The following is a 22799-nucleotide window of genomic DNA, read 5'->3' as shown; positions in this document are numbered from 1 at the left end:
GTTTGTTCCAACCGTACGATAGGCAAAACCTATCAAAAATCGCCGAAGCCCGGATCCAGCTCGAAGAGTATAGCATGATCCGCCTGATAAGGATCGATAATCGCGCGATCTTGCGGCGCACAAAAACCCCGCGCTGCAGCGCGATAGGGTGAGGCTATCGTACGATCGGCCGCCGCGGCAGTGCGGCTTCGGCGACCGGGCGCGTCATCATCAGGAGGTTCCGCGCCAGTGGGGCGAAGGGTTGCCGGTCGGCGACGATGAGGCCGATCGTCCTTTGCGCCGCGGGTTCGACCAGCGGCAGCGCCTTGGTGCCGATCGGCACGCCGAAAAATTCGAGCAGCTGGATCGAGACGATGCTGGCGACGCCCTGGATGCCGGCATGGGAGCACAGGTTGAAGATCGAATTGGTCTCGATCGCCGGCCGCGGCGAGCGCCCGACCGAACGGAAGATGCCGTCGATGATGCGCCGGTTCTGCATGTCGGAGGTGAGCAGGCAGAGCTTGAGCTCGGCGGCCTCCGCCCAGGTGATCGTGTCGCGCTCGCCGAACTCACCGTCCTCGCGCGTCAGCAGCACATAGGATTCCAGATAGATCGGCTTGGAGATCACCCGGTCGAGCGGCTCGTTGTCGAGATAGGTCAGGCCGACATCGAGCTCGAAATCATCGATGCGCTGCTGGATCTCGGCGGAGGTCAGCGACAGCACCGTCAGCGACACCTCGGGATAGCGCGTGGAGAACGGGGCGGTGATGTGCGCGATCATCGGCAGAGCGGTCGGGATCGCGCCGAGCCGGATGCGACCGCTGACGCCCTCGCGCAGCTCCGCGATCGATTCCTTCATCAGATCGGCCTCGGCGAGAATGCGCCGGGCATGGGCGAGCACCGCCTCGCCCTCCTTGGTCAGCCCCTGGAAACGCCTGCCACGCTCGACGATCATCACGCCGAGCTCTTCTTCGAGCTGGACGATCGCGGCCGAGAGGGTCGGCTGCGAAACATGGCAGGCCTCGGCAGCCTTGCGGAAATGTTTTTCGCGGGCGAGCGCGTCGAGATAGACCAGCTGGCGGATGATCATGGCCGCATCTCAGGCGTTCCCGTCGACAGGTGCCGGCTCCGGCCGGGCTTCCAGCTCGTGCGGCGCGCTCCAGCCAAGTCTTCCCAGATTCTGGATGGCTCCGATAGGCACAACGAAAAGGGGCCGCCGAAACGGCCCCTTCCGGAGGAACGCCCTGGGCGCTCAGTTATGATGCGGCAACACGCCTGCGCCGCGGCCCGGCTCGCTCTCCACGCCTTTGAAGCGGTCGTGATAGGCGAGGTACTGGGCCTGCTCGGCCAGCGCGCGCTGGTTCTGGGCCTGCTCATGCACGATGCTCTCGGCACCGAGCTCGCTGGCATAAGCCATGGAACTCGCTCCCGAAAGCAGAAGTGCCGCTGTGAGGGCGGTGATCTTGCGCGAAAGCATGGCAATCTCCTGTGTGACCTAGTCGCCCATCGAATGAGCTAGTCACCGCCCGGAGCTTTCCAACATCGCCGCCACCTGTCCGGCGCTCACATTCCCGTTACGCGCGCCTGGCGCAGATGGAGTGCAAAGCGCTGGCGCTTCAGGGTCACCTCATCGCCAGGCCAACCGAACCACGCTCCCTGACTTGCCTCAGGAATGGCAGGCCGATGGCGGCCACCGCCAGAAGCCACAGGATAATGCTGGTCGGGGTGGAGAACAGGATTTCGTAGCCACCGTCCGAGAGCGACAAAGCGCGGCGGAAATTGTCCTCGAGCAGCCGGGCGAGCACGAAGGCCAGCATCAGCGGGATCAGCGGAATGCCGACCTTGCGCAGGCCATAGGCGAGAATGCCGATGGCGGTGGTGATGACGAGCTCGAAGGCCGAGTTCGAGACGGCATAGACGCCGGCATAGGACAGGGCGAGGATGCCGGGATAGAGGATCCAGGCTGGGATCAGCAGCAGCCGCGCGAACAGCCCGACCAGCGGCAGGTTGAGCACGAGCAGCATCAGGTTGCCGATATACATCGAGGCGATCAGGCCCCAGGCCACCTCCGGGCGTTGCGTGAACAGCAGCGGGCCGGGTGTGATCGAGTACATCAGGAAGGCGCCGAGCATCACCGCCGTGGTGCCCGAACCGGGGATGCCGAGCGCCAGCATCGGCACCATCGAACCGGTCTGCGCGGCGTTATCGGCGGTTTCCGGCGCGGCGAGGCCGCGCATGTCGCCCTTGCCGAACGTGCCCTTGTCGGAGACGCGCTTCTCGGCGGTATAGGCCATCGCCGAAGCGACCGAGGCGCCCGTCCCGGGCAGCACGCCGAGGACGAAGCCGATCCCGGTCGCACGCAGCATGGCCGGCAGGCAGAACAGGATCTCCTTCCAGCTCAGGCGGGGCCCGTCGCCGGTGCGCGAGACCACGCCGGTGAGCATCCCTTCCGCCAGGACGAGGATCTCGGCGACGGCGAAGAGGCCGATGGTCAGGCTGGTGAAATCGATGCCGCCGAGCAGCTCCATCGAGCCGAAGGTGAAGCGTTCGACACCGCTGCCGCCATCGATCCCGACCATGGCGAGCAGCAGGCCGAGCGCCACGGAAATCCAGGTCTTGACTGCCTTGCCCTCGCTCATCGTGCCTAGCAACGCGAACGACAAAACCATCAGCGCGACATAGTCGGCCGGGCCGAAGGACAAGGCGAGCCGTGCCAGCGGCACGGCCAGGAAGGTCATCAGGATGACGGCGCTGGTGCCGCCGACGAAGCTGCCGATGCCGCTGATCGCCAGCGCCGCCGCGCCGCGGCCGACCTTGGCGAGCGGGTAGCCGTCGAGCGTCGTCATCACCAGCCCGGGATCGCCGGGGATATTGAGCAGGATCGAGGAGATGCGCCCGCCATAGCCGCTGCCGTAATAGAGCCCGGCGAGCAGGATCAGCGCCGTCTCGGGCGGCAGCTTCAGGGCAAAGCAGAGCGGCAGCAGCAGCGCCACGGCGTTGATCGGCCCGATGCCCGGTAGCGCCCCGATCGCTGTTCCCAGCGCGACACCGGCGAAGGCGACAGCAAGGTTGAGCGGGGTGAGCGCGACCTGGAAGCCGGTCAGAAGGGCGGAGAACGCGTCCATCTAGATCCCCAGCGGCCCACGCGGCAGCGGCAGGTCGAGGACCTTGTCGAGCAGCACGAAGAAGATCACCGCCGTCGCGATGGCGGATACGGCAGCCGGAAGCGGCCTGGCATGGAAGGCGAGCGCGGCCGCGAAGCACAGCAGCACCGTCGCCAGGATGAAGCCGAGCGGCAGAAGCAGCAGCGGGTAGATCAGGCTCGCGACCAGCACCGCCAGTGCACGCGGCCATGCGCCGAACTCCATCTCGATCCGGCCCGGGCGGATGGCGAGCGCACAGCCACCCAGGATCAGCACGGCGCCGACGATCGTCGGGAACAGCCGCGGCCCGACCGGGTCGGCGGCGAACGGCACATGCAGGGTCTGCGCGTGCCAGATCGCCCCGCCCCCGAGCAGAATGCAGATCAATCCGACCAGACGATCGATCATGGCGTCATTGCCTCCGCTTCCTCGGCAAGGCGAGCTACTTGGCGAGACCGACCTCGGCCGCCAGCGCGCGGAAGTCGGCCGTCCGCTTCTTGGCGAAAGCGTCGAAGGCCGGCCCGACCATGTCGAACTCGAACAGCCCCTGCTCGGTGCGCGCCTTCTGCCAGCGCGGATCGGCATTGAGCTTGGCGAGGACGCCCGTCCAATAGGTATAGGAGGCTTCCGGCGCCTTCGGCGGCGCATAGAAGCCGCGCACGATCGGCCATTGCACGTCGTAGCCCTGCTCCTTCGCCGTCGGCACCTCTGCGAAGGCGCCCGGCAGGCGCTTGTCCGAGAAGGTCGCGAGCAGGCGGATTTCGCCGGCCTCGAGCTGGCCGCGCACCTCCGACGCATCGCCCGGGAAGAGGTCGATATGGCCACCTATCAGGGCGCCGATGGCCTCGCCGCCGCCCTCATAGGACAGGTAGCGCATCTTGCGCGGGTCGACGCCGGCCGCCTTCAGGACGAGCGCCGGCTTCATCCAGTCCTGGCTGCCGACCGTGCCGCCGGCGCCGACCTTGACCGAGGCGGGATCCTTCTTCAGCGCCTCGACGACATCGGCGAGCGATTTGAAGCGGCTGTCCTTGCGCACTGCAAGCACGCCGTAATCGGCACCGATCGCGCCGAGCCAGCGCACATCGGCTTCGCTGAAGCGGCCGAACTTGCCCTGGGCGAGGTTGACCCAGGAGCCGGTCGAGACCGCGACGATGACGTTCGCATCGGCGGAGCGCTGCGCCTGGATGGCGTTGTAAGCGACCGCGCCGATGCCGCCCGGCATGTTGGTGGTGCGGATCGAGGGACCGACCAGTCCGGTCTCGTTCAACACGCGGCTGGTCAGCCGGCAGGTCAGGTCGAAGCCGCCGCCCGGCGCGGCCGGCGCGATGCATTCCGGATTCTGCGGCTGGAACTGCTGCGCCTGGGCAGCTGCCGACAGCATGACGGCGCAACAGATGGCGATCGATATCCTCATGACGTTCCTCCGGCCTTTGTTCTTGTCGTTGGCGCCCGTTGTGCCCGGGCGTGCGCCGAAACCGGAGAAGCAGCCGGCTCAAGCTATTGTCGACAATTTTTAGATTAATGATCCTCTCATGCTTGTCAAACATTCGATTCGATGCAATTTATGTCGACAATAAATGCCATCCGCATCGAAGCAGGTGGCGCAATGCGAGGAATGGCCGGACGATGGCGAGTTTCAACAACAACGAACGGCCGGCTCCGGACGGCGTACTGGTCGACATCGCCGACTACGTGCTGAGCTATCGTGTCGACAGCGCCCTCGCCTACGAGACCGCCCGCAACTGCCTGATCGACACGCTCGGCTGTGGGCTCGAGGCACTGGAATATCCGGCCTGCACCAAGCTGCTCGGCCCGGTCGTGCCGGGCACCATCGTGCCGAACGGAGCCCGCGTCCCGGGTACCTCCTATCAGCTCGATCCCGTGCAAGCCGCCTTCAATCTCGGCACGATGATCCGCTGGCTCGACTTCAACGATTGCTGGCTGGCCGCCGAATGGGGCCATCCCTCCGACAATCTCGGCGGCATCCTCGCCGTGGCCGACTGGCTGTCACGCAGCGCGGTCACGGCCGGGCGCCCTGCCCTGACCATGCACGACGTGCTGACCGCGATGATCAAGGCTCACGAGATCCAGGGCTGCCTGGCGTTGGAGAACGCCTTCAACAAGGTCGGCATCGACCATGTCATCCTGGTCAAGGTCGCCTCGACCGCCGTGGTGGCCGGCCTGCTCGGATTGAGCCGTGACGAGATCGTCAATGCGCTCTCGCTCGCCTTCGTCGACGGCCAGGCGCTGCGGACCTATCGCCACGCTCCCAATGCCGGCTCGCGCAAGAGCTGGGCGGCAGGCGACGCCACCAGCCGCGCGGTGAAGCTCGCTTTGATCGCCCGGACCGGCGAGATGGGCTACCCCTCGGCGCTGACGGCCAGGACCTGGGGCTTCTACGACGCCTCGTTCCGCGGCCAGAGCTTCAAGTTCCAGCGCCCCTACGGCTCCTATGTGATGGAGCACGTGCTGTTCAAGATTTCCTATCCTGCCGAGTTCCATTCCCAGACCGCGGTCGAGGCGGCGATGAGCCTGCATCAGCGCCTGCGCGAGATGGGACGCAGCAGCGACGACATCGCCTCGATCAGGATCAGGACCCACGAGGCCTGCATCCGCATCATCGACAAGCGCGGCCCGCTGCACAATCCGGCCGATCGCGACCATACCATCCAGTACATGGTCGCCGTGCCGCTGATCTTCGGTCGGCTCACCGCTGCCGATTACGAGGACGACGTCGCCGCCGACCCGCGCATCGACGCGCTGCGCGACAAGATCGAGTGCGTCGAGGATCCCGCCTTCACCCGCGACTACCACGACCCCGACAAGCGCTCGATCGCCAACGGCATGACCGTCACGCTCAAGGACGGGACGGTGCTGCCCGAGCTCGTGGTCGAATACCCGATCGGCCATAAGCGCCGCCGCGCCGACGGCATCCCGCTGCTCGAGGCGAAGTTCCGCACCAATCTCGCCCGCCGCTTCGTCGAGAAGCGTCAGCGCGGGATTCTCGACGTCTCGCTCGACCAGGCAAAGCTCGAGGCGATGCCGGTGCACGACTACGTCGATCTCTACTGCAGCTGAGCGCCCATGCCCTATCTCGTCGCTTCCGAACTGCCCACAGAGCCGGCCGGCCAGCGCTTCCGGGCGCTGGTCGAGCGCGGCGGCATCCTGCGCCTGCCCGGCGCCCATAACGGCATGGCCGCGCTCCAGGCCAGGGCGGCCGGCTTCGAGGGTCTCTACCTCTCCGGCGCGGCGATGACGGCGTCGATGGGCATTCCCGATCTCGGCATCATCACCGTCGACGAGGTCGCCTTCTTCATCCGCCAGATCGCCCGGGCCAGCGGCCTGCCGCTGCTGGTCGACGGCGACACCGGCTATGGCGAGGCGCTCAACGTCATGCATATGGTCCGCGTCTTCGAAGAGGCCGGCGCTGGCGCCGTCCATATCGAGGACCAGCTGCTGCCGAAGAAATGCGGCCACCTCAACGACAAGAAGCTCGCTGACATCAATGACATGGCGGCGAAAGTCGCCGCCGCCGCCAAGGCCCGTCGGCATCTCTATCTGATTGCCCGCACCGACGCAGCCGCCAGCGAGGGGATGGACGGCGCGGTCGCCCGGGCGAAGCTCTACATCGAGGCCGGCGCCGACGCGATCTTCCCGGAAGCGCTGAACACGGCCGAGATGTTCCGCGAGTTCGCCAGGCGCGTGCCCGGCGTGCCGCTGCTCGCCAACATGACGGAGTTCGGCCGCACACCCTTCTTCACCGCCTCGGAGTTCGAGGCGATGGGCTATCGCATGGTGATCTGGCCGGTCTCCTCGCTGCGCGTCGCCAACCGGGCGCAGGAAAAGCTCTACGCCGCGCTCGCTCGCGACGGCGGCACCCACGCCATGGTCGAAGAGATGCAGACCCGCGCCGAGCTCTACGGAACCATCGGCCTGCACGACTACGAGGCGCTCGATGCCTCGATCATCGAAACGATCATCCCTGAGGGCATGCCGCAGCGCGAACGCGGCGCCTGACGAAACATCCGCGCCCGGCGCGACAAGAGACGACCAGCCGAACAAGGCGGCGTAATCGACAACGGGAGGGAGAAACGATGCTGAAGCGTTTGACGATGACCGGCGCGCTGGTGCTCGCGCTCGGCGTGACGACGGCCTTCGCCGATCCGGCGAAGGTGATGATCCCCGCCAATCCCGGCGGCGGCTGGGATGGCGCCGGCCGCCACACCATGGCAGCCTTCGCCCAGTCGAAGGTCTTCACCGATGGGGCGTCCTTCACCAACAAGGGCGGTGCAGCCGGTACGATCGGCCTCGCCGAATTCGTCCGCACAGCGAAGGGCGACGACAACGCCCTGCTGGTGACCGGCGTGATCATGGTCGGCGGCGTCATCACCAACAAGACGCCGGTCTCGCTGGCCGATACGACGCCGCTGCTGCGGCTGACCAACGAGTACAATGCCATTGCCGTGCCGGCGAACTCGCCGATCAAGACGCCGCAGGACTTCATCGCGGCGTTGAAAGCCGATCCGAGCGCGCTCTCGGTCGGCGGCGGCTCGGCCGGTGGCGCCGATCACGTCATGCTGGCGCTGCTCGCCAAGCAGGCCGGCGCGCCTGTCGCCAGGATCAACTTCGTCTCCTTCTCGGGCGGTGAAATCCTCGCAGCGCTCGGTGGCGGCAAGATCAAGGCGGCGATCTCGGGCGCATCCGAGTTCAGGCAATTCGCCGAATCCGGGCGCATCCGGATCATCGCGGTCTCCGGGCCGACGCGCGTCGACGGCATCAATGCGCCGACGCTGAAGGAGACCGGCATCCCGGTCGAGATCGGCAACTGGCGTGGCTTCGTCGGCGCGCCCGGCATGAGCGAGGCTGCCAGGAAGCTCTGGCTCGAGCGCTTCGCCAAGCTGCATGAGACGCCGGCCTGGAAAGAGACCCTGAAGAGCCAGGGCTGGGAGGACGCCTATCTCCCGGGCGACAAGTTCAATGCCTTCCTCAAGGAAGAGGAGGCGAACTGGACGAGCGCGCTGAAAGAAGTCGGCATCCTGAAGTAGTTGCCACAGCGCCGGCAGGTGGCCGCGCGCCACCTGCCGCATCCCACCAGCTTCGGAGCGGGCGATCATGCCGAACGCGGAGAAGGCACAGCGACAAGCTCGCCAGCACAAGCCGTGGTGGCTCGGGCTCGCGCTCGCGATCATGGGCGCGCTCTGGCTCAACGGCGCGCGCGGCATCGCCTCGACCACGAGCTATATCGGCCTCGGCCCGGCGGCGATCGTGCTCGCGGTCGGCCTCGGCCTGACGATCCTCGGCATCATCCTCATCCTGCAGGCGCTGCGCGGCGAGTTCGCAGCCGTCGACGACGAGGCCGAGGCGCCACCGTCCCGTGCGGCCTTCATGCTGGCGCTGGCCGGGGTCGCCATTCCCCTGCTGACGATGCGCTGGCTCGGCTTTCCGCTGACGGCGATGCTCGCCTTTACCCTCGTCACCCATGGCTTCGGCTCACGCCGCACCGCGCTCGATCTCGCGATCGGCTTCGTGTTGGGCAGCGCCGCCTGGTTCGGTTTCTCCCGCCTCGGGATCAGCCTCGGCGGCTTCCTGCCGCTGATTGGGTGAGCCGATGGACATCCTGAACCAGCTCATCGGCGGTTTTGCCGTCGCGCTGCAGCCGATCAACCTGTTCTGGGCCTTCATCGGCTGCGCACTCGGCACCGCCGTCGGCGTCCTGCCAGGCATCGGCCCGGCCCTGACCATCGCCCTGCTGATGCCGGTGACAGCGCAGGTCAATCCGGCCTCGGCCTTCATCATGTTCGCCGGCATCCTCTACGGCGCGCTCTATGGCGGCTCGACCACCTCGATCCTGCTCAACACGCCCGGCGAGAGCGGCTCGGTGATGACCGCGCTCGAGGGCAACCGCATGGCCCGCAGCGGCCGCGGTGCCGCGGCACTGGCCACGGCGGCGATCGGTTCGTTCGTCGCCGGCACGATCGGCACGCTCGCCCTCACCTTCCTGGCGCCGGCGATCGCCGAGCTCGCCTTCGTCTTCGGCCCCGAAGATTATTTTGCGCTGATGGTGCTGTCCTTCACCTCGGTCGCGGTGGTGATGGGGCGCTCGCTGGTGCGCGGCTTTGCCTCGCTGTTCTTCGGCCTCGCGCTCGGCACGATCGGCATCGACACCCAGACCGGCCAGACGCGCATGGTCTTCGGCATGCTCGAACTGCTCGACGGCGTCTCCTTCACCGTCGTACTGGTCTCGCTCTTCGCCATCGGCGAGACCCTCTATGTCGCTAGCCGCCATGCCTCGGCTCCGCCCGCGATCAATCCGCTCTCCGGCGGTCACTGGATGACGCGGCAGGACTGGGCCCGCTCCTGGAAGCCCTGGCTGCGCGGCAGCGTCATCGGCTTCCCAATCGGGGCGCTCCCGGCCGGCGGCACCGAGATCCCGACCTTCCTCTCCTATGCGCTGGAGCGGCGCCTGTCGAAGCATCCGGAAGAGTTCGGCCATGGCGCGATCGAGGGCGTCGCCGGGCCTGAGGCCGCCAACAACGCCGCCGCCGCCGGCATCCTGGTGCCGCTGCTGACGCTCGGCCTGCCCTCGACCGCGACGGCCGCCGTCCTGCTCGCCGCCTTCCAGAACTATGGTCTGCAGCCCGGGCCGATGCTGTTCGCCACCAATCCCACCTTGCTCTGGGGCCTGATCGCCTCGCTCTATATCGGCAACCTGATCCTGCTCATCCTCAACCTGCCGCTGGTCGGCATCTGGGTGCGGCTGCTGCTGATCCCACGCCACTACATCTATGGCGGCATCGTCGTCTTCGCGCTGGTCGGCGTCTGGGGGCTGTCGACCTCGTGGATGGACCTTGCCCTGATGTGCGGGCTGGGGCTGATCGGCTATGTCGCCCGCGTCTATGATTTCCCAATCGCGCCTGTGCTGATCGGCCTGATCCTCGGGCCTCAGGCCGAAATCCAGCTGCGGCGGGCGCTCGCCGTCAGCCAGGACGACTGGAGCGTGCTGGTCGGCACGCCGATCTCCGCCTCGCTGCTCGCCATCGCCGCCCTGGTACTGATCGTGCCGCCGCTGCTCGCCTACAGGCGCAGGCAGGCCGTTCCGGGCGGGGAACAGACAGCGTCAGCCGGCTGACGCGCCGGCGCAAGCGACATAAGTCCTGGCTCAGGCTCCGGAGCTGCGCCGACGCTTCACCGGCCGCGCGGCTTCGACGCTCGCAAGCGCTGTCTGGAGCGCCATCCGGGCGGCGCGGATATGGCGCCGCATCAGGATCTCGGCGAGTTCGCCGTCGCGATGACCGATCGCTTCCGTGATCCGCAGATGCTCCTGCCAGGCCTCGCGGCCGCGGCCCGGCACGGTCGAGTGCAGCCGCCGGCACAGGCGCAGGCGCGGGTAGAACTGCTCGCAGAGCAGTTCGGCCAGGATGGGATTGCCGCTGCCCTTGGCGATCCGGCGATGGAAGTCGGCCTCGGGCTCGTCCTGCAGATAAGCACCGAGCGGATTGCGCTCGATCTCGCCGCGATGGCCCTGGACCAGAGCCTGCAGGGCGGCGATCTCGGCATCGCTCATGCTCTCGGCCGCGAGGCGGGCAGCCATGCCTTCCGCGGCCTCGCGCACATCGAGCAAGGCGAGGAACTCCGCCGCAGTCGGCTGCGCCACGCGCGCGCCCTGATTGGTGACATAGGTCACCAGCCCGCGCTCCTGCAGGCGGCGAATCGCCTCGCGCACCGGCGCGCGGCTGATGCCGTAGCGGCGGGCGATGACGGGCTCGCTCAGCTTTTCGCCGGGCGCGATCTCGCCGGTGACGATCGCACCGGTCAGGGCGTCGTACAGCTTGTCGCCGATTCCGGTCTTGCCGCCCGGCATTGGAGGAATCGATTCAACCATGTCTTGCTCGAGCGATTCGACAGCGGGGACTGCAGCGGAGAGTACAGAACTCTGCTCTGTGAATCGCCGGATATCTGGAAAGCATGGCTGGGGCGCCAGGATTCGAACCTGGGAATGGCGGTACCAAAAACCGCTGCCTTACCGCTTGGCGACGCCCCAATGCGCGTTGCCTTCTAGTGCGCGTCGCCGCGCCGCGCAATATCGGATCACCCTTTGGACCTCGGCGATCGTCCCGACCACCGGACAGCCCGGCCTTTGCGGAAAAGATTGCACAACCCATATCCTTGCCTGTTGCGCCGCGGCAGCGGGCTGGCTATAAGCCGGCCACCAGTTGATCGGAGTGTGGCTCAGCCTGGTAGAGCACCTCGTTCGGGACGAGGGGGTCGCAGGTTCAAATCCTGCCACTCCGACCAAAATTTCCCGAGATATTGCAGGATGTTGATGAAATGGCCCTGACGGGCCTTCATCTGTCCCGATAGGGAAACGGCCCCTTCCTCTAGCTATCGCCGGCTTGCGGACAGCTTCGATGCCGTGCCGCGCCGGTTCGCAGCGCCCCTAGGCCACGCGGATCCGGCCGAGGAACTGCGCCACCTCCGTGTCGAGATCGGCTGACTGGCGCGAGAGCACGTCGGCGGAATCCGCGACGTGATTGGCAGCTTCACCGGTTTCCTCGGCGACGCGGCTGACAATGTCGATGTGTCCGCCGGCCGTGACGGTCTCGCTCGCGGCCTGCTTCACATGCTCTGCGATGCCGGCCGTCGCGATGTTCTGCTGCTCCACCACCATCGCGACCGCGCCCGAGATCTGGTTGAGCGTGTCGATCGTCGCCGTCATCGTATCGATCGCCTTGACCGCATCGGCCCCGGACAGGCTGATCGCGTCGATCTGGCTCTGGATCTGCTCGGTCGCCCGCCAGGTCTCGGAGGCAAGTCCCTTGATCTCGTGCGCGACCACGGCAAAGCCGCCGCCCATGCTGCCGATCCGGGCCGCCTCGATCGACGCGTTGAGGGCCAGCAGGTTGGTGTGCCGGGCGATGGTCGAGATCACATGGGTGACGTTGCCGATCTCCTGGACCTTGCGCGAGAGATCGCCGACCCGGTCGAGTACGGTCAGCGCCTGCTGGGTGGTATCGCCGACGAGGCGCGCAGCCTCGTTCACCTGACGATCGACTTCGGTGAACGAACTGGCCAGCTCTGACGTGGCATTGGTGATGGCGATGACGTTCGAGGACGACTGGCGCGACGCCGCCGATGCCGCGCTCGAGCGCTGCGACACCTCGGCGGCGCCGGTGCGCATCTGCTCGGACGCGGCCCGCAGGGACGAGATCGATGCGATGACCGCCCGGGCGATGCCGGCGATCTTGCGCTCGAACTCGTTGGCGAGGTCATGCAGGATGCGTCGCCGCTCATGTGCCGCATGCGCTGTCGTTTCCGCGACATCCTTGCGCGCCTCGTCGGCGATCGTCCTGGCCGCGGTCGCCTCGGCGCGCTCCCGCTCGGAGGCCTCGACTGCCTGCCGCAGCGACCAGACGATCCAGGTCAGCGCCGCAGCCTGAACCGCGACGATGGCGCCATGCAGAAAAGCGCGCCGAACGTCATTGCCGCCCGGGAAGACGCCGATCGAATAGAACAGGCTCAGGGCGAGATGGTGGACGGTGATGGCGAGCGTCGCCGGCAGGAAGATGCGCCAGTCGAGCCAGCCGACCAGCACCGCCAGCATGGCGAAGAAATACATGTGCAGGTCGGCCTGGTAGGGGTGCCCGCCGAAGGCATAGACCAGCAGCATGACCTGACCGACCAGCGCGATGCTGGAGGTCTGACGTGTGACCCAGCCAATGCGGTCGACCCGCCAGGAGAGCGTCACAAGGATCGCGAGCCCTGCCCCCGCGGCCGAAAACGTCGGCATGTACGACGCTCCCTCAACGGGAAGGCCGACGATCAGGAGCAGGGCCGCGTTCCCCCACAGGATCGCGATCAGGAGCCTGGCGAAGCGCGTACGGAGCCGCTCGACCTCACCCACGGACCACGCTCCTTGCCCGCCGAATGCACGCTTCGGCCAATGAGCCGTCGACCACGAGCCACGCCCCGGCCCGATAGAGCGAAGCAGCATAGTCGCCACTGTCGCCGACGCTGATCGCCACCGGGACAGCCGCGTCCAGTTGCAGGATGCTGCCGCCGGCCTGCGAGATGGCGTTCGCCATCTCCGGCTGGGAGGTGCCCGCAGGGAAGAAGGCGGCGATCGGTTGCCCTGGCACCGGCCAGGCTGCAACCAGGAACGCGGCCAGCGCCATGACCAGGCCTAAAATCAGGCCAAAGCCGATCTCACGCATCGCGTGCCCCCCGGCAATCGATCAGCAGTGAAGATACCACGGTAAGAGTGTGGTTGTTCGGCTTTACAACTCGTAAACGGGATCGATTACTATTGCGCCATGCGCGATAGCGTGATCGCGAGAGCATCCGGCCAGACAAAGACTGACGCCGTCCGAGCCATGACGCATGCCGCGGCTGAACGGGCCGAAAGCGGCGCTACAAATCCCTGGACGGCTGCTGCAGCGTGCCGTGCCACGTCGTCTTCACCGCAATGCGGCAGGCTCCAGTGGCGCGGCAGTTGCTCCACCGCTATGCTCGCGCCGCAATCTGGAGCCGCGCTCGCATGAAATCCGCCTTCCGCCTCATCGCCGTCCTCGGCCTCACGACGCTGCTCGCCGGCTGCGACCGCTGCGGCAACATGATGGAACTCGACATGTTCCTGCAGCCGGTGAAGAAGGTCTGCACCGGCCAGAAGCCGGCGGGCTGACCTTCTCCGAGCGATCGCGCAGGCAACAAAAAAGCCGGGGCAGAGCCCCGGCTTTCTGATTCTGCGGTGCCGTGCGACTCAGCTGCGGCGCTTCAGGACCGACCAGCCGGCCCCGACCAGGCTCGCCGCCAGCGCCGCCTTGATCAGGTCGCCGAGCAGGAAGGGCTGCACGCCGGCGGCCCAGGCCTTGGCGAAGCCGATGCCGGTCGCCCCGCTCGCCATCTGCGCACCGAGCGCCAGCCAGGCGAAGCCGAGCACCATCAGCACGATCTCGGCCAGCACCACGCCACCGGCGAGACGCAGGAGCGAAGCACCGCGCGAGCCGGCCCAGCCGGCGATCGCCGCCGCGGCGACGAAGCCGATCAGGAAGCCGCCCGTCGGCCCCAGCAGATAGAGCGGGCCGGCCGCGACCGGCGGGGTATTGGTGAAGACCGGCAGGCCGAATAGGCCATAGGCGATGTAGAGCGCGACGGTAGCGGCGCCGAGACGCGCGCCATAGGCGGCGCCGAGACCGAGCACGGCCAGCGTCTGCAACGTCATCGGCACTGGCCAGAACGGCACCTTGACCTTGGCGGCGGCGATGATCAGCAGGCTGCCGACGACGGCGAGCGCGACATTGCGCAGCACACGCGTGCGCGGATCCGACAGGGCCGGCAGGGCCGCGTTGACCATGGAGGTGGCGGGCAGTGGCAGCGTCTCGGCCATCGGATCTCGTCCTTCTTCTTCGGGCGCCGTCGACGCCCGGCTCGTTCGTCTATAGGAAATGGCCCGCCGGCCGACAAGCCGGCGATCATGCCCGCTTCCGGATGCGCAGATGCCCAGCTCCACTTCCGACGCCGACGAGCCACTCGATTTCGACCGCGACCCCGGCGCGGCATCCGGCGAACTCGTGCAGCTGTCGCCGCTGGTGCGCCGCCTGATCGCGGGGAATGGCGGGCCGATGACCTTCACCGGTACCTGCAGCTATATCGTCGGCCGCGGCAGGATCGCGATCATCGATCCCGGCCCGGACGACCCCGGCCATGTCGAGCGTCTGCTCGCGGCCATCGCCGGCGAGACCGTCACCGACATCGTCATCACCCATACCCATCGCGACCATTCGCCGGCCTCGCGCGCCGTCCAGGCGGCGACCGGCGCGCGCATCGTCGGCTGCAGCCTGCATCGGCCGGCGCGCGAGCTTGTCCTCGGCGAGATCAACCCGCTCGACGCTTCCGCCGACAGGGACTACGCGCCCGATCTCGTCATGGCCGAGGGCGACGCCGTCTCCGGGCCCGGCTGGACGCTCCAGGCGCTGGAAACCCCCGGCCACACCGCCAACCACCTCGCCTTTGCATTGCCGGAAGAGAACATCCTGTTCTCCGGCGACCATGTCATGGCCTGGTCGACCACGATCGTCGCCCCGCCCGACGGCTCGATGGTCGCCTATATGGCCTCGATCGAGAAATTGCGCGGCCGCGAGGACCGGCTCTACTGGCCCGGCCATGGCGGCCCAGTGCGTGAGCCCCAGCGCTTCCTGCGCGGACTGGTGCAGCACCGGCGCCTGCGCGAGGCGGCCATTATCAGCCGCCTGCAGGCCGGCGACGAGACGATCGCCGAGATGGTCCCGCCGATCTATCAGGAGTTGCCAGCTCGCCTGCTCGGCGCCGCCTCGCTCTCGGTGCTGGCCCAGCTCGAGGATCTGGTCGAGCGCGGCGTCGTCCTCTGCGACGACGGGGCACCGCTGCTGGCGAGCCGCTACCGGCTGGCTTGAGGCTCAGCGTAGCTCCACGAGGAGTTTGACCTCCTCCTCGAACGCCGCGATCCGCCTTGCATTGGCGCCGAAGTCGAAGCCGCCCAGCCGCGAGGCAGAGCGGATATCGATGCGGCTGCCATCGGCACGCGGCCGGATGCGGATGGTGATGTCATCGACGAGACGCAGTACGCGCGAGCGCGCGACGGCATCGAGCCGCCCTGCCCCGCTGCGCCCGCCCGGCGCCGCGCCTTCCAGTACCTGCCAGCCGAGATTGACTGAAGCCTTGCGGGCGATGTCGTAGGCGATTTCCGCCGGCAGTTCGAGCACGATCGGCAGCGCCTTCGGATAACCCTGGCGCTGCGCCTTGCGGCGCTCGGCCGGAACATCGGCTGGCACGACCCCGCCTCTGGCGCCGAGCGCCACGCGCGAGCGGCTGAAGGCCGGCGGCTCGTCGATATCGGTCGAGACATCGCTCATCAGCGGCAGGGTCGCGAGCTGGAAGCCGCCATAGGCGACAGGCGCGAGCAATAGCAGACAGAGCACGAAGGCCTGAACCGCAATACCGATGCCACGATGCCCGTCCTGCCAGATCCTGACGAAGGCGGCGAGCGCGAGCAGGAAGGCGAGCCCGACGAAGAGATAGGCCCCCGCGATCGGGGCCAGCCGCTCGACCGAGGGCTGGCCGAAGCGGAAGATCAATACGGCGAGCGCGACGACCGTCAGCCCGAACAGCGCCAGCCGCCGGCTCCAGATCGCCGCGCGCGAAATCGGCTCCTCGAAGACGAGACGACGGTGCATGTCTCTTAGGTGGCGGAGCACCGGGAGGAAGGCAAGCGGCACATGGAAGCTCGGCCGCGAGCTCGTGGTCTCACGAGCCGTCGCTGGTCGCGAGCCAGATGCCGGCCCCGACGACGACGATCCCGGCAGCGAGGTTCCAGCCGATCGGCTCATTCAGAATGAGAGCGGCGACCAGCGAGGCCGTGACCGGGTTCACGGTGACGGTGACCGCGACGCTGGTCGGCGATGCCCGTCCGAGGGCGAAGGCCCAGAGATAGAAGGTCAGGGCGGCACCGATCGCGCCGAGATAGAGCGCCGCAGACCATTGCGGGATGGCGAATTGCGCCACCACATCGAAGCTGCCGCGCACCAGCGAGATCAGGATCAGCGCCGCAGCGCCGATGGCCATCGCAACCGTCGTGAACGGGATCGGGCCGCAGCGCCGGATCACCGGCTTCGACCAGATCCCGTACAGCGCCATGCAGAGCGCCGCCGCGATCATCAGCAGGTCGCCGCGCCAGGCCTGCGGTGGCGCGTGGCTGAGGCCTGAGAGAAGCGCGAAACCAACGCCGGCCATGGCGACCAGCACGCCGGCCGTCTTGCGCGCCGTCAGCCGCTCGCGCCCGAGCGCTGCGCCGACGACCAGCGATAGCAGCGGCAAGGTCGAGAGCACCAACGCTCCACGCGCGCTGCTCGTATAGATCAGCGAGGCGTTGAACAGGATCGGGAAGAGCGCGAAGAATAACAGCCCCAGCCCGGCGGTCTGGAGCCAGTCCGCGCGACCCGGCCAGCGCCGGTCGCCGAGCAGGGCGACCGGAGCGAGCAGCAGGCAGCCGATGCCGAAGCGGAAGGAACCGATCGCAAGCGGATCGAGATGGCCGACGAGATAGCGCGTCGCGGCGATGGAGGTTCCTCCAAGCGCGCTCGACGCCGCCGCGGCCACCACACCCCAGAGCTCGCTCATGCCGGGGCCTCCGCTGGCTTGGTGTCGGCTCAGTCGATGGCGCGCACCGCCCCCTTGGCCGCGCTGGTCGCCAGCGCCGCATAGGCCTTCAGCGCGGTCGAGACCTTGCGCTTGCGCGGTGCCGCCGGCTTCCAGCCATCCTTGCCCTTGGCGTCCATCGCCGCGCGGCGGCGCGCCAGCTCCTCGTCGGAAACCTTGAGGCTGATACTCCGGTTCGGGATGTCGATCTCGATCACGTCGCCGCTCTCGACCAGGCCGATCGCGCCGCCTTCCGCCGCCTCGGGCGAGACATGGCCGATCGAGAGGCCGGAGGAACCGCCGGAGAAGCGCCCGTCGGTGACCAGCGCACAGGCCTTCCCGAGCCCCTTCGACTTCAGATAGCTCGTCGGATAGAGCATCTCCTGCATGCCCGGCCCGCCGCGCGGCCCTTCATAGCGGATCAGCACGATCTCGCCGGCCTTGACCTTGTTGTTGAGGATGCCCTCGACCGCCGCATCCTGGCTCTCGAAGATCACCGCGGTGCCCGAGAAGGTCAGGATCGAGGCATCGACGCCGGCCGTCTTCACGATGCAGCCGTCGAGCGCGATGTTGCCGAAGAGCACGGCAAGGCCGCCATCCTGCGAATGCGCATGCGCCTTCTCGCGGATCACGCCCTTCTCGCGGTCAAGGTCGAGCTCCTCATAGCGCCGGTCCTGGCTGAAGGCGGTCTGCGTCGGCACGCCGCCGGGCGCGGCACTGTAGAACGAGCGCACCGCCTCGCTCTGCGTCTGCCGGATGTCCCAACGTTCCAGCGCCTCGGCCAGCGTCGCGCTATGGACGGTCGGCAGCGAGGTATCGAGCAGCCCGGCGCGGTCGAGCTCGCCCAGGATCGCCATGATGCCGCCGGCGCGGTGGACGTCCTCCATATGCACGTTGGCGACGGCCGGCGCGACCTTGCACAGCACCGGCACGTTGCGCGACAGCCGGTCGATATCGGCCATGGTGAAGTCGATCTCGGCCTCATGCGCCGCCGCCAGCAAATGCAGCACCGTGTTGGTCGAACCGCCCATCGAGATGTCGAGCGTCATCGCGTTCTCGAAGGCCTTGAAGCTCGCGACATTGCGCGGAAGCACCGAGGCGTCATCCTGCTCGTACCAGCGCTTGGCGATGTCGACGATCAGATGGCCGGCCTCGACGAAGAGGCGCTTGCGGTCGGCATGGGTCGCCAGCGTCGAGCCGTTGCCCGGCAGCGCGAGGCCGAGCGCCTCGGTCAGGCAGTTCATCGAATTGGCGGTGAACATGCCCGAGCAGGAGCCGCAGGTCGGGCAGGCCGAGCGCTCGATCACCTCGACTTCGCTGTCCGAATACTTGCTGTCGGCGGCGGCGACCATGGCGTCGACCAGGTCGACCTTCTTCAGCACGCCTTCGGCGATGTACTTGCCCGCTTCCATCGGCCCGCCCGAGACGAACACGACGGGGATGTTCAGGCGCATCGCCGCCATCAGCATGCCGGGCGTGATCTTGTCGCAATTGGAGATGCAGACCATCGCGTCGGCGCAATGGGCGTTGACCATGTATTCGACGCTGTCGGCGATCAGCTCGCGCGAGGGCAGCGAATAGAGCATGCCGTCATGGCCCATGGCGATGCCGTCATCGACCGCGATGGTGTTGAACTCCTTGGCGACGCCGCCGGCCTTCTCGATCTCGCGCGCGACGAGCTGGCCCAGGTCCTTCAGATGGACATGACCCGGCACGAACTGGGTGAAGGAGTTCACCACTGCGATGATCGGCTTGCCGAAGTCCGAGTCCTTCATGCCGGTGGCGCGCCAGAGGCCGCGGGCGCCGGCCATGTTGCGGCCATGGGTGGTGGTGGCGGATCTCAGCCTCGGCATGCTTGACCTCGTTGACGCTACATCCGAACAGAAGGGCTCGCCCTATAGCTAGCGGGCGCACCCGACCAGCCAAAATTGAATTATTCGATTTGGATGATCGGCGCCGTCCATGCTGCGGGCGCGAAGGGTTGCCGTATAGTTTTCATCCGAGTCATCCCGGACAAGCGGCGCAGCCGCGCCGATCCGGGATCCATTCCTGAACCATTCCGTAATGGATCCCGGGTCTGCGCTGCGCTACGCCCGGGATGACCGGGAAGGGACTGTAGCGGCGGAGCAGGGCGTGACGGCATTGCGCAATATCGACATCGACCTGCTGCGGTCCTTCGTCACCATCGCGGAGCTGCGCTCCTTCACCCGCGCCGCGGCGGCCCTCAACCGCACGCAATCGACGATCTCGACGCAGGTACGAAAGCTCGAGGAGATCGCCGGCCAGACCCTTCTGCAGCGCTCGCCGCAGGAGGTGCTCTTGACCCGCGCCGGCGAGGATTTCCTGTCCTATGCCCGCCGCATCGTCGCGCTGCATGACGAGGCGCTCGACGTGGTCCGAGCCCAGAGTGTCTCCGGCCGGGTCCGGCTCGCGGTGATGGATGATTACGCCACCATCGTCCTGCCCGAGACGCTCGCCCGCTTCGCCCGCTCACATCCGGAGGTCGAGCTCGAGGTCACCACCGGTTTCACCCGCGACCTGATCGGCAGCCTCGGCGAGGCCTTCGACATCGTCCTTGCGACGCAGAAGGCCGGCGATGGCAGCGGCGAGGTGCTGCGCAGCGAGCGTACCGCCTGGGCCTGGTCCGACCGGCACGACTTCCCGCCCGCCGGGCCGCTGCCGCTCGCCTTGCTCAAGGCGCCGAACATGTATCGCGAATGGGCGCTCGCCGCGCTCAACGAGGCCGGAAGGCCCTGGCGCATCCTGTTCTCCTCGTCCAGCATCGGCGCGGTCGAGGCCGTCGCTGCCGCCGGCGCGGCGCTGACCGTGGTCAAGGCCGGCACCGCCCGCGAGGGCCTGCGCCTGCTCGGCGAGGCGGACGGGCTGCCGGCCCTGCCCGCTTCCGAGATCGCGCTGCATCTTGCACCGGGGCGCCCGACGCCGGCCGTGCGGGCGCTCGCCAGCTTCCTCACGGAAACGTTGAAGACTGCGGTTGGTTGAAAGACCTCAGCGCTGCGCGAGACGCAGAACGGGTTGCAAAAATAAGGTCGAGCGCGCAAAAGCTGTAAAATACCACCCTGACAAGCTTTTTACCCGCTTCGACACGGTAACCGAGCAGTCATCAGCGCTGATTGCAACAATTATTGGCAGTTAAAGCTAGCCATTTAGCAAAAATTTACTATCGAGACGCACCGTCTGCTTACAAGAAAAAGTCGGCATCTCCCTGTGTTCAAAGCAATCAATACTGCACACCATCGCGACCGCGCGCCCTTCCGTATTGACCACCACATCGTCCCACCTGACGAGCAGCACTCCAGCCTCGCCAATCTTGCCTGATGCCTGCGCCTGGCCGCGCGGAGGGGGTATTCATGTTCACAAGCATCGCATCACGACTTTTGGCCTGTATCGTCACGCTCGGCTTGAGCTTGCTGATCATCGCTGGAAACGGGTGGTACGCCTTGCGCAGCACCACGCAGAAAGTCGACGCCATGATGGTCGACAATGTCGCGCCGATGGAGCAACTGAAGCTCGTCAGCGACATGTATGCCGTCAACATCGTCGACACTGCCTGGAAAGCCCAGACCGGGCAGGTCAGCTGGACCGATGCGCAGAAGAACGTCGAAACGGCGATCACCACCATCGCGAAGAACTGGCAGGTCTATAGCCAAAGCAACATGGTGGCAGAGGAAAAAGCTCTCGCTGCCGATGTTGTTCGTATGATGAGCACCGCCAATGCCGCGGTCAGCAAGCTCGGCGCGATCCTGCAGCGCAAGGACGAAGCAGCGCTGAAGGAGTTCACGGCCAAGGAAATGTATGCCGCGATCGATCCGATCACCGGCAAGGTCAGCGATCTCGTCGCCCTGCAGCAACGCGTCGCTCGCAGCGCGGGGCAAGCGGTGCAGGACGCCTATGAGCGCTCGACGGTGGTGATGGGCCTGATCGCTCTGATCGCCTTCGGAGCTCTGCTGTTTGCGCTGAACGTGATCGTCCGGGGCGTCACGCGGCCGCTGAAGGCCACGACGCAGGCCATGCGACAGCTGGCCACCGGCGACCTGGAGACCGTCGTTCCTGCCGCCCAGCGCAGGGACGAAATCGGCGACATGGTCGAGGCCCTCAAGGTCTTCCAGGACAATCTGCGCGCCATGCGCGACCTGGAGCGTGAGCAGCAGGCCAATGCGGCCCGGCGCCTGGCCGCAGCGGAGGCGATGTCGCGCGTCGTCTCCGATGTCGGCGAGGTCGTAGCCGCCGCGGCCGATGGCGACTTCTCGGCCCGGCTGGAGATCGACGATGCCGATGAGCAGATGCAGAAGCTCGTCGCCGGCATCAACGAGATCAACGCCGTGGTGGACAGCGCCACGACCGAGTTCGTCGCCGTGCTCCAGCGCGTCGCCGAGGGCGACCTGACGCAGGACATCGCCACCCAGTATCGCGGCCGCTTCGGCGAGCTGAAGGCGGCGGTCAACGAGACCGTCGAGCGCCTGTCCTCGACCGTCCGGACCATCCAGCTCACCTCTGCCGATGTCGGGCTCTCGGCCCGGGAGATCGCGACCGGCGCGGATGATCTCTCCAAGCGGACCGAGGAGCAGGCCTCCTCGCTGGAAGAGAGCGCCGCGACGACCGAGGAGCTCGCGGCTTCCGTCAAGGCTTCGGCTCAGGCCTCGCGCCAGGCGGCCACCACTGCCGAGGAAGCGATGCGCGCCGCCGAGGGCGGCGGCGAGATCGCCGGCAAGGCGGTTGCAGCCATGGCCCGGATCGAGGACGCCTCGAAGAAGATCTCCGACATCACGCGCGTGATCGACGACATCGCCTTCCAGACCAACCTGCTGGCGCTCAACGCTGCCGTAGAAGCCGCCCGCGCCGGCGATGCCGGCAAGGGCTTCGCGGTCGTCGCCTCCGAGGTGCGCACCCTTGCCCAGCGCTCGGGCGAGGCTGCCAAGGACATCTCGACCCTGATCTCCTCCTCGAACGTCGAGGTCGGCGAGGGCGTCAAGCTGGTCCGCCAGGCCGGTGACGCGCTGACGCAGATCCTGGCGGCGTCGCAGAAGGTCGCCTCGACCATCGGCGACATCTCCTCCGCCGCGGCCGAGCAGGCCAACGGCATCGAGGAGATGAGCCAGACCGTCGCCCATATGGACGAGATGACCCAGCAGAACGCCGCTCTCTCCGAACAGAGCGCCGCCAGCGCCAATGCGCTCAATCAGCGCATCACGCAGCTCAACGATCTCGTCGCGGCCTTCAAGACCGGAAGCGACGGCGTCGCCGCCGGGGCGACTTCGCGTCATGCCGCCCCGGCCCGCTCGGCCGCCAGGCTCAAGCCCGCAGCAGCCGAACCGCAGCGCCTCCAGCAACTCGCTGCGACCGCCTTCAGCCCTGCACCGCGCAAGGTCGCCAATGCCGGCAAGCGCGGCGACAGCGGCTGGGCGGAATTCTGAGCAACCCGCCGGCCGCCCTCCGGGGTGGCCGGCATCCTTGCGGACAAGCCGAAGCCACAGGCAGAATGACTGCCCT

The 22799-nt window shown here is 67.2% G+C and carries 21 protein-coding genes and 2 tRNA genes; 10 read left to right on the top strand and 13 right to left on the bottom strand.

All coding sequences use genetic code 11. The features are described 5' to 3' along the window. Positions 1-154: 154 nt before the first annotated feature. The 5 genes from ACWIGM_RS25290 to ACWIGM_RS25270 all read right to left on the bottom strand — a co-directional run bounded on the left by ACWIGM_RS25290 (position 155) and on the right by ACWIGM_RS25270 (position 4536). Positions 155-1069 (bottom strand): LysR family transcriptional regulator, encoded by a 915-nt coding sequence (locus ACWIGM_RS25290; RefSeq protein ID WP_454028720.1) that lies wholly within the window; start codon positions 1067-1069, stop codon positions 155-157. Between the two features lie 162 nt (positions 1070-1231). After that, positions 1232-1456, bottom strand: a complete 225-nt coding sequence (locus ACWIGM_RS25285; protein WP_454028719.1) for a hypothetical protein — start codon at positions 1454-1456, stop codon at positions 1232-1234. A gap of 145 nt (positions 1457-1601) precedes the next feature. Next, a complete protein-coding gene (locus ACWIGM_RS25280) occupies positions 1602-3104 on the bottom strand; it encodes a tripartite tricarboxylate transporter permease (protein WP_454028718.1) in 1503 nt (500 codons plus the stop codon). Beyond that, positions 3105-3530: a tripartite tricarboxylate transporter TctB family protein gene (locus ACWIGM_RS25275; protein WP_454028717.1), complete on the bottom strand. Its 426-nt coding sequence runs from the start codon at positions 3528-3530 to the stop codon at positions 3105-3107. A 34-nt stretch (positions 3531-3564) separates the two neighbouring features. Next, positions 3565-4536, bottom strand: coding sequence for a tripartite tricarboxylate transporter substrate binding protein (locus ACWIGM_RS25270; RefSeq protein WP_454028716.1), 972 nt, complete (start codon positions 4534-4536; stop codon positions 3565-3567). Between the two features lie 212 nt (positions 4537-4748). On the opposite strand from ACWIGM_RS25270, the gene ACWIGM_RS25265 reads away from it, so the two are divergent. The 5 genes from ACWIGM_RS25265 (at position 4749) to ACWIGM_RS25245 (ending at position 10251) form a co-directional block, all read left to right on the top strand. Beyond that, positions 4749-6200: a bifunctional 2-methylcitrate dehydratase/aconitate hydratase gene (locus tag ACWIGM_RS25265; protein ID WP_454028715.1), complete on the top strand. Its 1452-nt coding sequence runs from the start codon at positions 4749-4751 to the stop codon at positions 6198-6200. Positions 6201-6206: 6 nt separating this feature from the next. Further along, entirely contained in the window at positions 6207-7139 is a 933-nt protein-coding gene (gene prpB, locus ACWIGM_RS25260) for a methylisocitrate lyase (protein ID WP_454028714.1), read from the top strand. A 77-nt stretch (positions 7140-7216) separates the two neighbouring features. Next, positions 7217-8167: a Bug family tripartite tricarboxylate transporter substrate binding protein gene (locus ACWIGM_RS25255; RefSeq protein WP_454028713.1), complete on the top strand. Its 951-nt coding sequence runs from the start codon at positions 7217-7219 to the stop codon at positions 8165-8167. 67 nt (positions 8168-8234) lie between these two features. After that, complete coding sequence (locus ACWIGM_RS25250) at positions 8235-8726, top strand: tripartite tricarboxylate transporter TctB family protein (RefSeq protein ID WP_454028712.1); 492 nt, start codon at positions 8235-8237, stop codon at positions 8724-8726. A 4-nt stretch (positions 8727-8730) separates the two neighbouring features. After that, the gene (locus tag ACWIGM_RS25245) at positions 8731-10251 is read left to right on the top strand and encodes a tripartite tricarboxylate transporter permease (protein WP_454028711.1); all 1521 of its coding nucleotides are present in this window, start codon (positions 8731-8733) and stop codon (positions 10249-10251) included. Between the two features lie 30 nt (positions 10252-10281). On the opposite strand, the gene ACWIGM_RS25240 is transcribed toward ACWIGM_RS25245, so the two are convergent. Both ACWIGM_RS25240 and ACWIGM_RS25235 read right to left on the bottom strand, forming a co-directional pair. Beyond that, positions 10282-11004, bottom strand: a complete 723-nt coding sequence (locus tag ACWIGM_RS25240; protein WP_454028710.1) for a GntR family transcriptional regulator — start codon at positions 11002-11004, stop codon at positions 10282-10284. Positions 11005-11088: 84 nt separating this feature from the next. Further along, positions 11089-11163: transfer RNA gene (locus ACWIGM_RS25235), tRNA-Gln, on the bottom strand. A gap of 177 nt (positions 11164-11340) precedes the next feature. Here ACWIGM_RS25235 and ACWIGM_RS25230 point away from each other — a divergent pair. Next, positions 11341-11417, top strand: a tRNA-Pro gene (locus ACWIGM_RS25230). Positions 11418-11559: 142 nt separating this feature from the next. Here ACWIGM_RS25230 and ACWIGM_RS25225 read toward each other — a convergent pair. After that, positions 11560-13023 (bottom strand): methyl-accepting chemotaxis protein, encoded by a 1464-nt coding sequence (locus tag ACWIGM_RS25225; RefSeq protein WP_454028709.1) that lies wholly within the window; start codon positions 13021-13023, stop codon positions 11560-11562. Continuing rightward, a complete protein-coding gene (locus tag ACWIGM_RS25220) occupies positions 13016-13333 on the bottom strand; it encodes a hypothetical protein (protein WP_454028708.1) in 318 nt (105 codons plus the stop codon). The genes ACWIGM_RS25225 and ACWIGM_RS25220 overlap by 8 nt, the downstream gene beginning before the upstream one ends. A 323-nt stretch (positions 13334-13656) precedes the next feature. Here ACWIGM_RS25220 and ACWIGM_RS25215 point away from each other — a divergent pair, with 323 nt between their 5' ends. Further along, entirely contained in the window at positions 13657-13800 is a 144-nt protein-coding gene (locus ACWIGM_RS25215) for a hypothetical protein (RefSeq protein ID WP_158673395.1), read from the top strand. Between the two features lie 78 nt (positions 13801-13878). Here ACWIGM_RS25215 and ACWIGM_RS25210 read toward each other — a convergent pair whose 3' ends face one another. Then, the gene (locus tag ACWIGM_RS25210) at positions 13879-14505 is read right to left on the bottom strand and encodes a biotin transporter BioY (protein WP_454028707.1); all 627 of its coding nucleotides are present in this window, start codon (positions 14503-14505) and stop codon (positions 13879-13881) included. A gap of 109 nt (positions 14506-14614) precedes the next feature. Here ACWIGM_RS25210 and ACWIGM_RS25205 point away from each other — a divergent pair, with 109 nt between their 5' ends. Next, positions 14615-15550 (top strand): MBL fold metallo-hydrolase, encoded by a 936-nt coding sequence (locus ACWIGM_RS25205; RefSeq protein WP_454028706.1) that lies wholly within the window; start codon positions 14615-14617, stop codon positions 15548-15550. 3 nt (positions 15551-15553) lie between these two features. Here the strand turns inward: ACWIGM_RS25205 and ACWIGM_RS25200 are convergent, their stop codons facing one another. The 3 genes from ACWIGM_RS25200 to ilvD form a co-directional block, all read right to left on the bottom strand. Then, positions 15554-16330, bottom strand: a complete 777-nt coding sequence (locus tag ACWIGM_RS25200) for a DUF1499 domain-containing protein (RefSeq protein ID WP_454028705.1) — start codon at positions 16328-16330, stop codon at positions 15554-15556. Positions 16331-16400: 70 nt separating this feature from the next. After that, a complete protein-coding gene (locus tag ACWIGM_RS25195) occupies positions 16401-17273 on the bottom strand; it encodes a DMT family transporter (protein WP_454028704.1) in 873 nt (290 codons plus the stop codon). A 29-nt stretch (positions 17274-17302) separates the two neighbouring features. Beyond that, complete coding sequence (ilvD, locus tag ACWIGM_RS25190; protein WP_454028703.1) at positions 17303-19144, bottom strand: dihydroxy-acid dehydratase; 1842 nt, start codon at positions 19142-19144, stop codon at positions 17303-17305. 280 nt (positions 19145-19424) lie between these two features. Between ilvD and ACWIGM_RS25185 the strand changes: the two genes are divergently transcribed. After that, entirely contained in the window at positions 19425-20291 is an 867-nt protein-coding gene (locus ACWIGM_RS25185) for a LysR substrate-binding domain-containing protein (RefSeq protein WP_454028702.1), read from the top strand. Positions 20292-20659: 368 nt separating this feature from the next. Further along, positions 20660-22723, top strand: coding sequence for a HAMP domain-containing methyl-accepting chemotaxis protein (locus tag ACWIGM_RS25180; protein ID WP_454028701.1), 2064 nt, complete (start codon positions 20660-20662; stop codon positions 22721-22723). Positions 22724-22799 lie beyond the last annotated feature (76 nt).

The sequence above is a fragment of the Allobosea sp. NPDC055332 genome (assembly GCF_053645455.1).
The sequence above is the reverse complement of the archived record's forward strand: the minus strand, read 5'-3'. Positions and strand labels throughout refer to the sequence as shown.

Excerpts from the sequence above, each read along its gene's own strand:
- ACWIGM_RS25290 (WP_454028720.1), bottom strand. The coding sequence starts at position 1,069 with ATGATCATCCGCCAGCTGGTCTATCTCGACGCGCTCGCCCGCGAAAAA.
- ACWIGM_RS25285 (WP_454028719.1), bottom strand. The coding sequence starts at position 1,456 with ATGCTTTCGCGCAAGATCACCGCCCTCACAGCGGCACTTCTGCTTTCG.
- ACWIGM_RS25280 (WP_454028718.1), bottom strand. The coding sequence starts at position 3,104 with ATGGACGCGTTCTCCGCCCTTCTGACCGGCTTCCAGGTCGCGCTCACC.
- ACWIGM_RS25275 (WP_454028717.1), bottom strand. The coding sequence starts at position 3,530 with ATGATCGATCGTCTGGTCGGATTGATCTGCATTCTGCTCGGGGGCGGG.
- ACWIGM_RS25270 (WP_454028716.1), bottom strand. The coding sequence starts at position 4,536 with ATGAGGATATCGATCGCCATCTGTTGCGCCGTCATGCTGTCGGCAGCT.
- ACWIGM_RS25265 (WP_454028715.1), top strand. The coding sequence starts at position 4,749 with ATGGCGAGTTTCAACAACAACGAACGGCCGGCTCCGGACGGCGTACTG.
- prpB (WP_454028714.1), top strand. The coding sequence starts at position 6,207 with ATGCCCTATCTCGTCGCTTCCGAACTGCCCACAGAGCCGGCCGGCCAG.
- ACWIGM_RS25255 (WP_454028713.1), top strand. The coding sequence starts at position 7,217 with ATGCTGAAGCGTTTGACGATGACCGGCGCGCTGGTGCTCGCGCTCGGC.
- ACWIGM_RS25250 (WP_454028712.1), top strand. The coding sequence starts at position 8,235 with ATGCCGAACGCGGAGAAGGCACAGCGACAAGCTCGCCAGCACAAGCCG.
- ACWIGM_RS25245 (WP_454028711.1), top strand. The coding sequence starts at position 8,731 with ATGGACATCCTGAACCAGCTCATCGGCGGTTTTGCCGTCGCGCTGCAG.
- ACWIGM_RS25240 (WP_454028710.1), bottom strand. The coding sequence starts at position 11,004 with ATGGTTGAATCGATTCCTCCAATGCCGGGCGGCAAGACCGGAATCGGC.
- ACWIGM_RS25220 (WP_454028708.1), bottom strand. The coding sequence starts at position 13,333 with ATGCGTGAGATCGGCTTTGGCCTGATTTTAGGCCTGGTCATGGCGCTG.
- ACWIGM_RS25215 (WP_158673395.1), top strand. The coding sequence starts at position 13,657 with ATGAAATCCGCCTTCCGCCTCATCGCCGTCCTCGGCCTCACGACGCTG.
- ACWIGM_RS25210 (WP_454028707.1), bottom strand. The coding sequence starts at position 14,505 with ATGGCCGAGACGCTGCCACTGCCCGCCACCTCCATGGTCAACGCGGCC.
- ACWIGM_RS25205 (WP_454028706.1), top strand. The coding sequence starts at position 14,615 with ATGCCCAGCTCCACTTCCGACGCCGACGAGCCACTCGATTTCGACCGC.
- ACWIGM_RS25200 (WP_454028705.1), bottom strand. The coding sequence starts at position 16,330 with ATGCACCGTCGTCTCGTCTTCGAGGAGCCGATTTCGCGCGCGGCGATC.
- ACWIGM_RS25195 (WP_454028704.1), bottom strand. The coding sequence starts at position 17,273 with ATGAGCGAGCTCTGGGGTGTGGTGGCCGCGGCGGCGTCGAGCGCGCTT.
- ilvD (WP_454028703.1), bottom strand. The coding sequence starts at position 19,144 with ATGCCGAGGCTGAGATCCGCCACCACCACCCATGGCCGCAACATGGCC.
- ACWIGM_RS25180 (WP_454028701.1), top strand. The coding sequence starts at position 20,660 with ATGTTCACAAGCATCGCATCACGACTTTTGGCCTGTATCGTCACGCTC.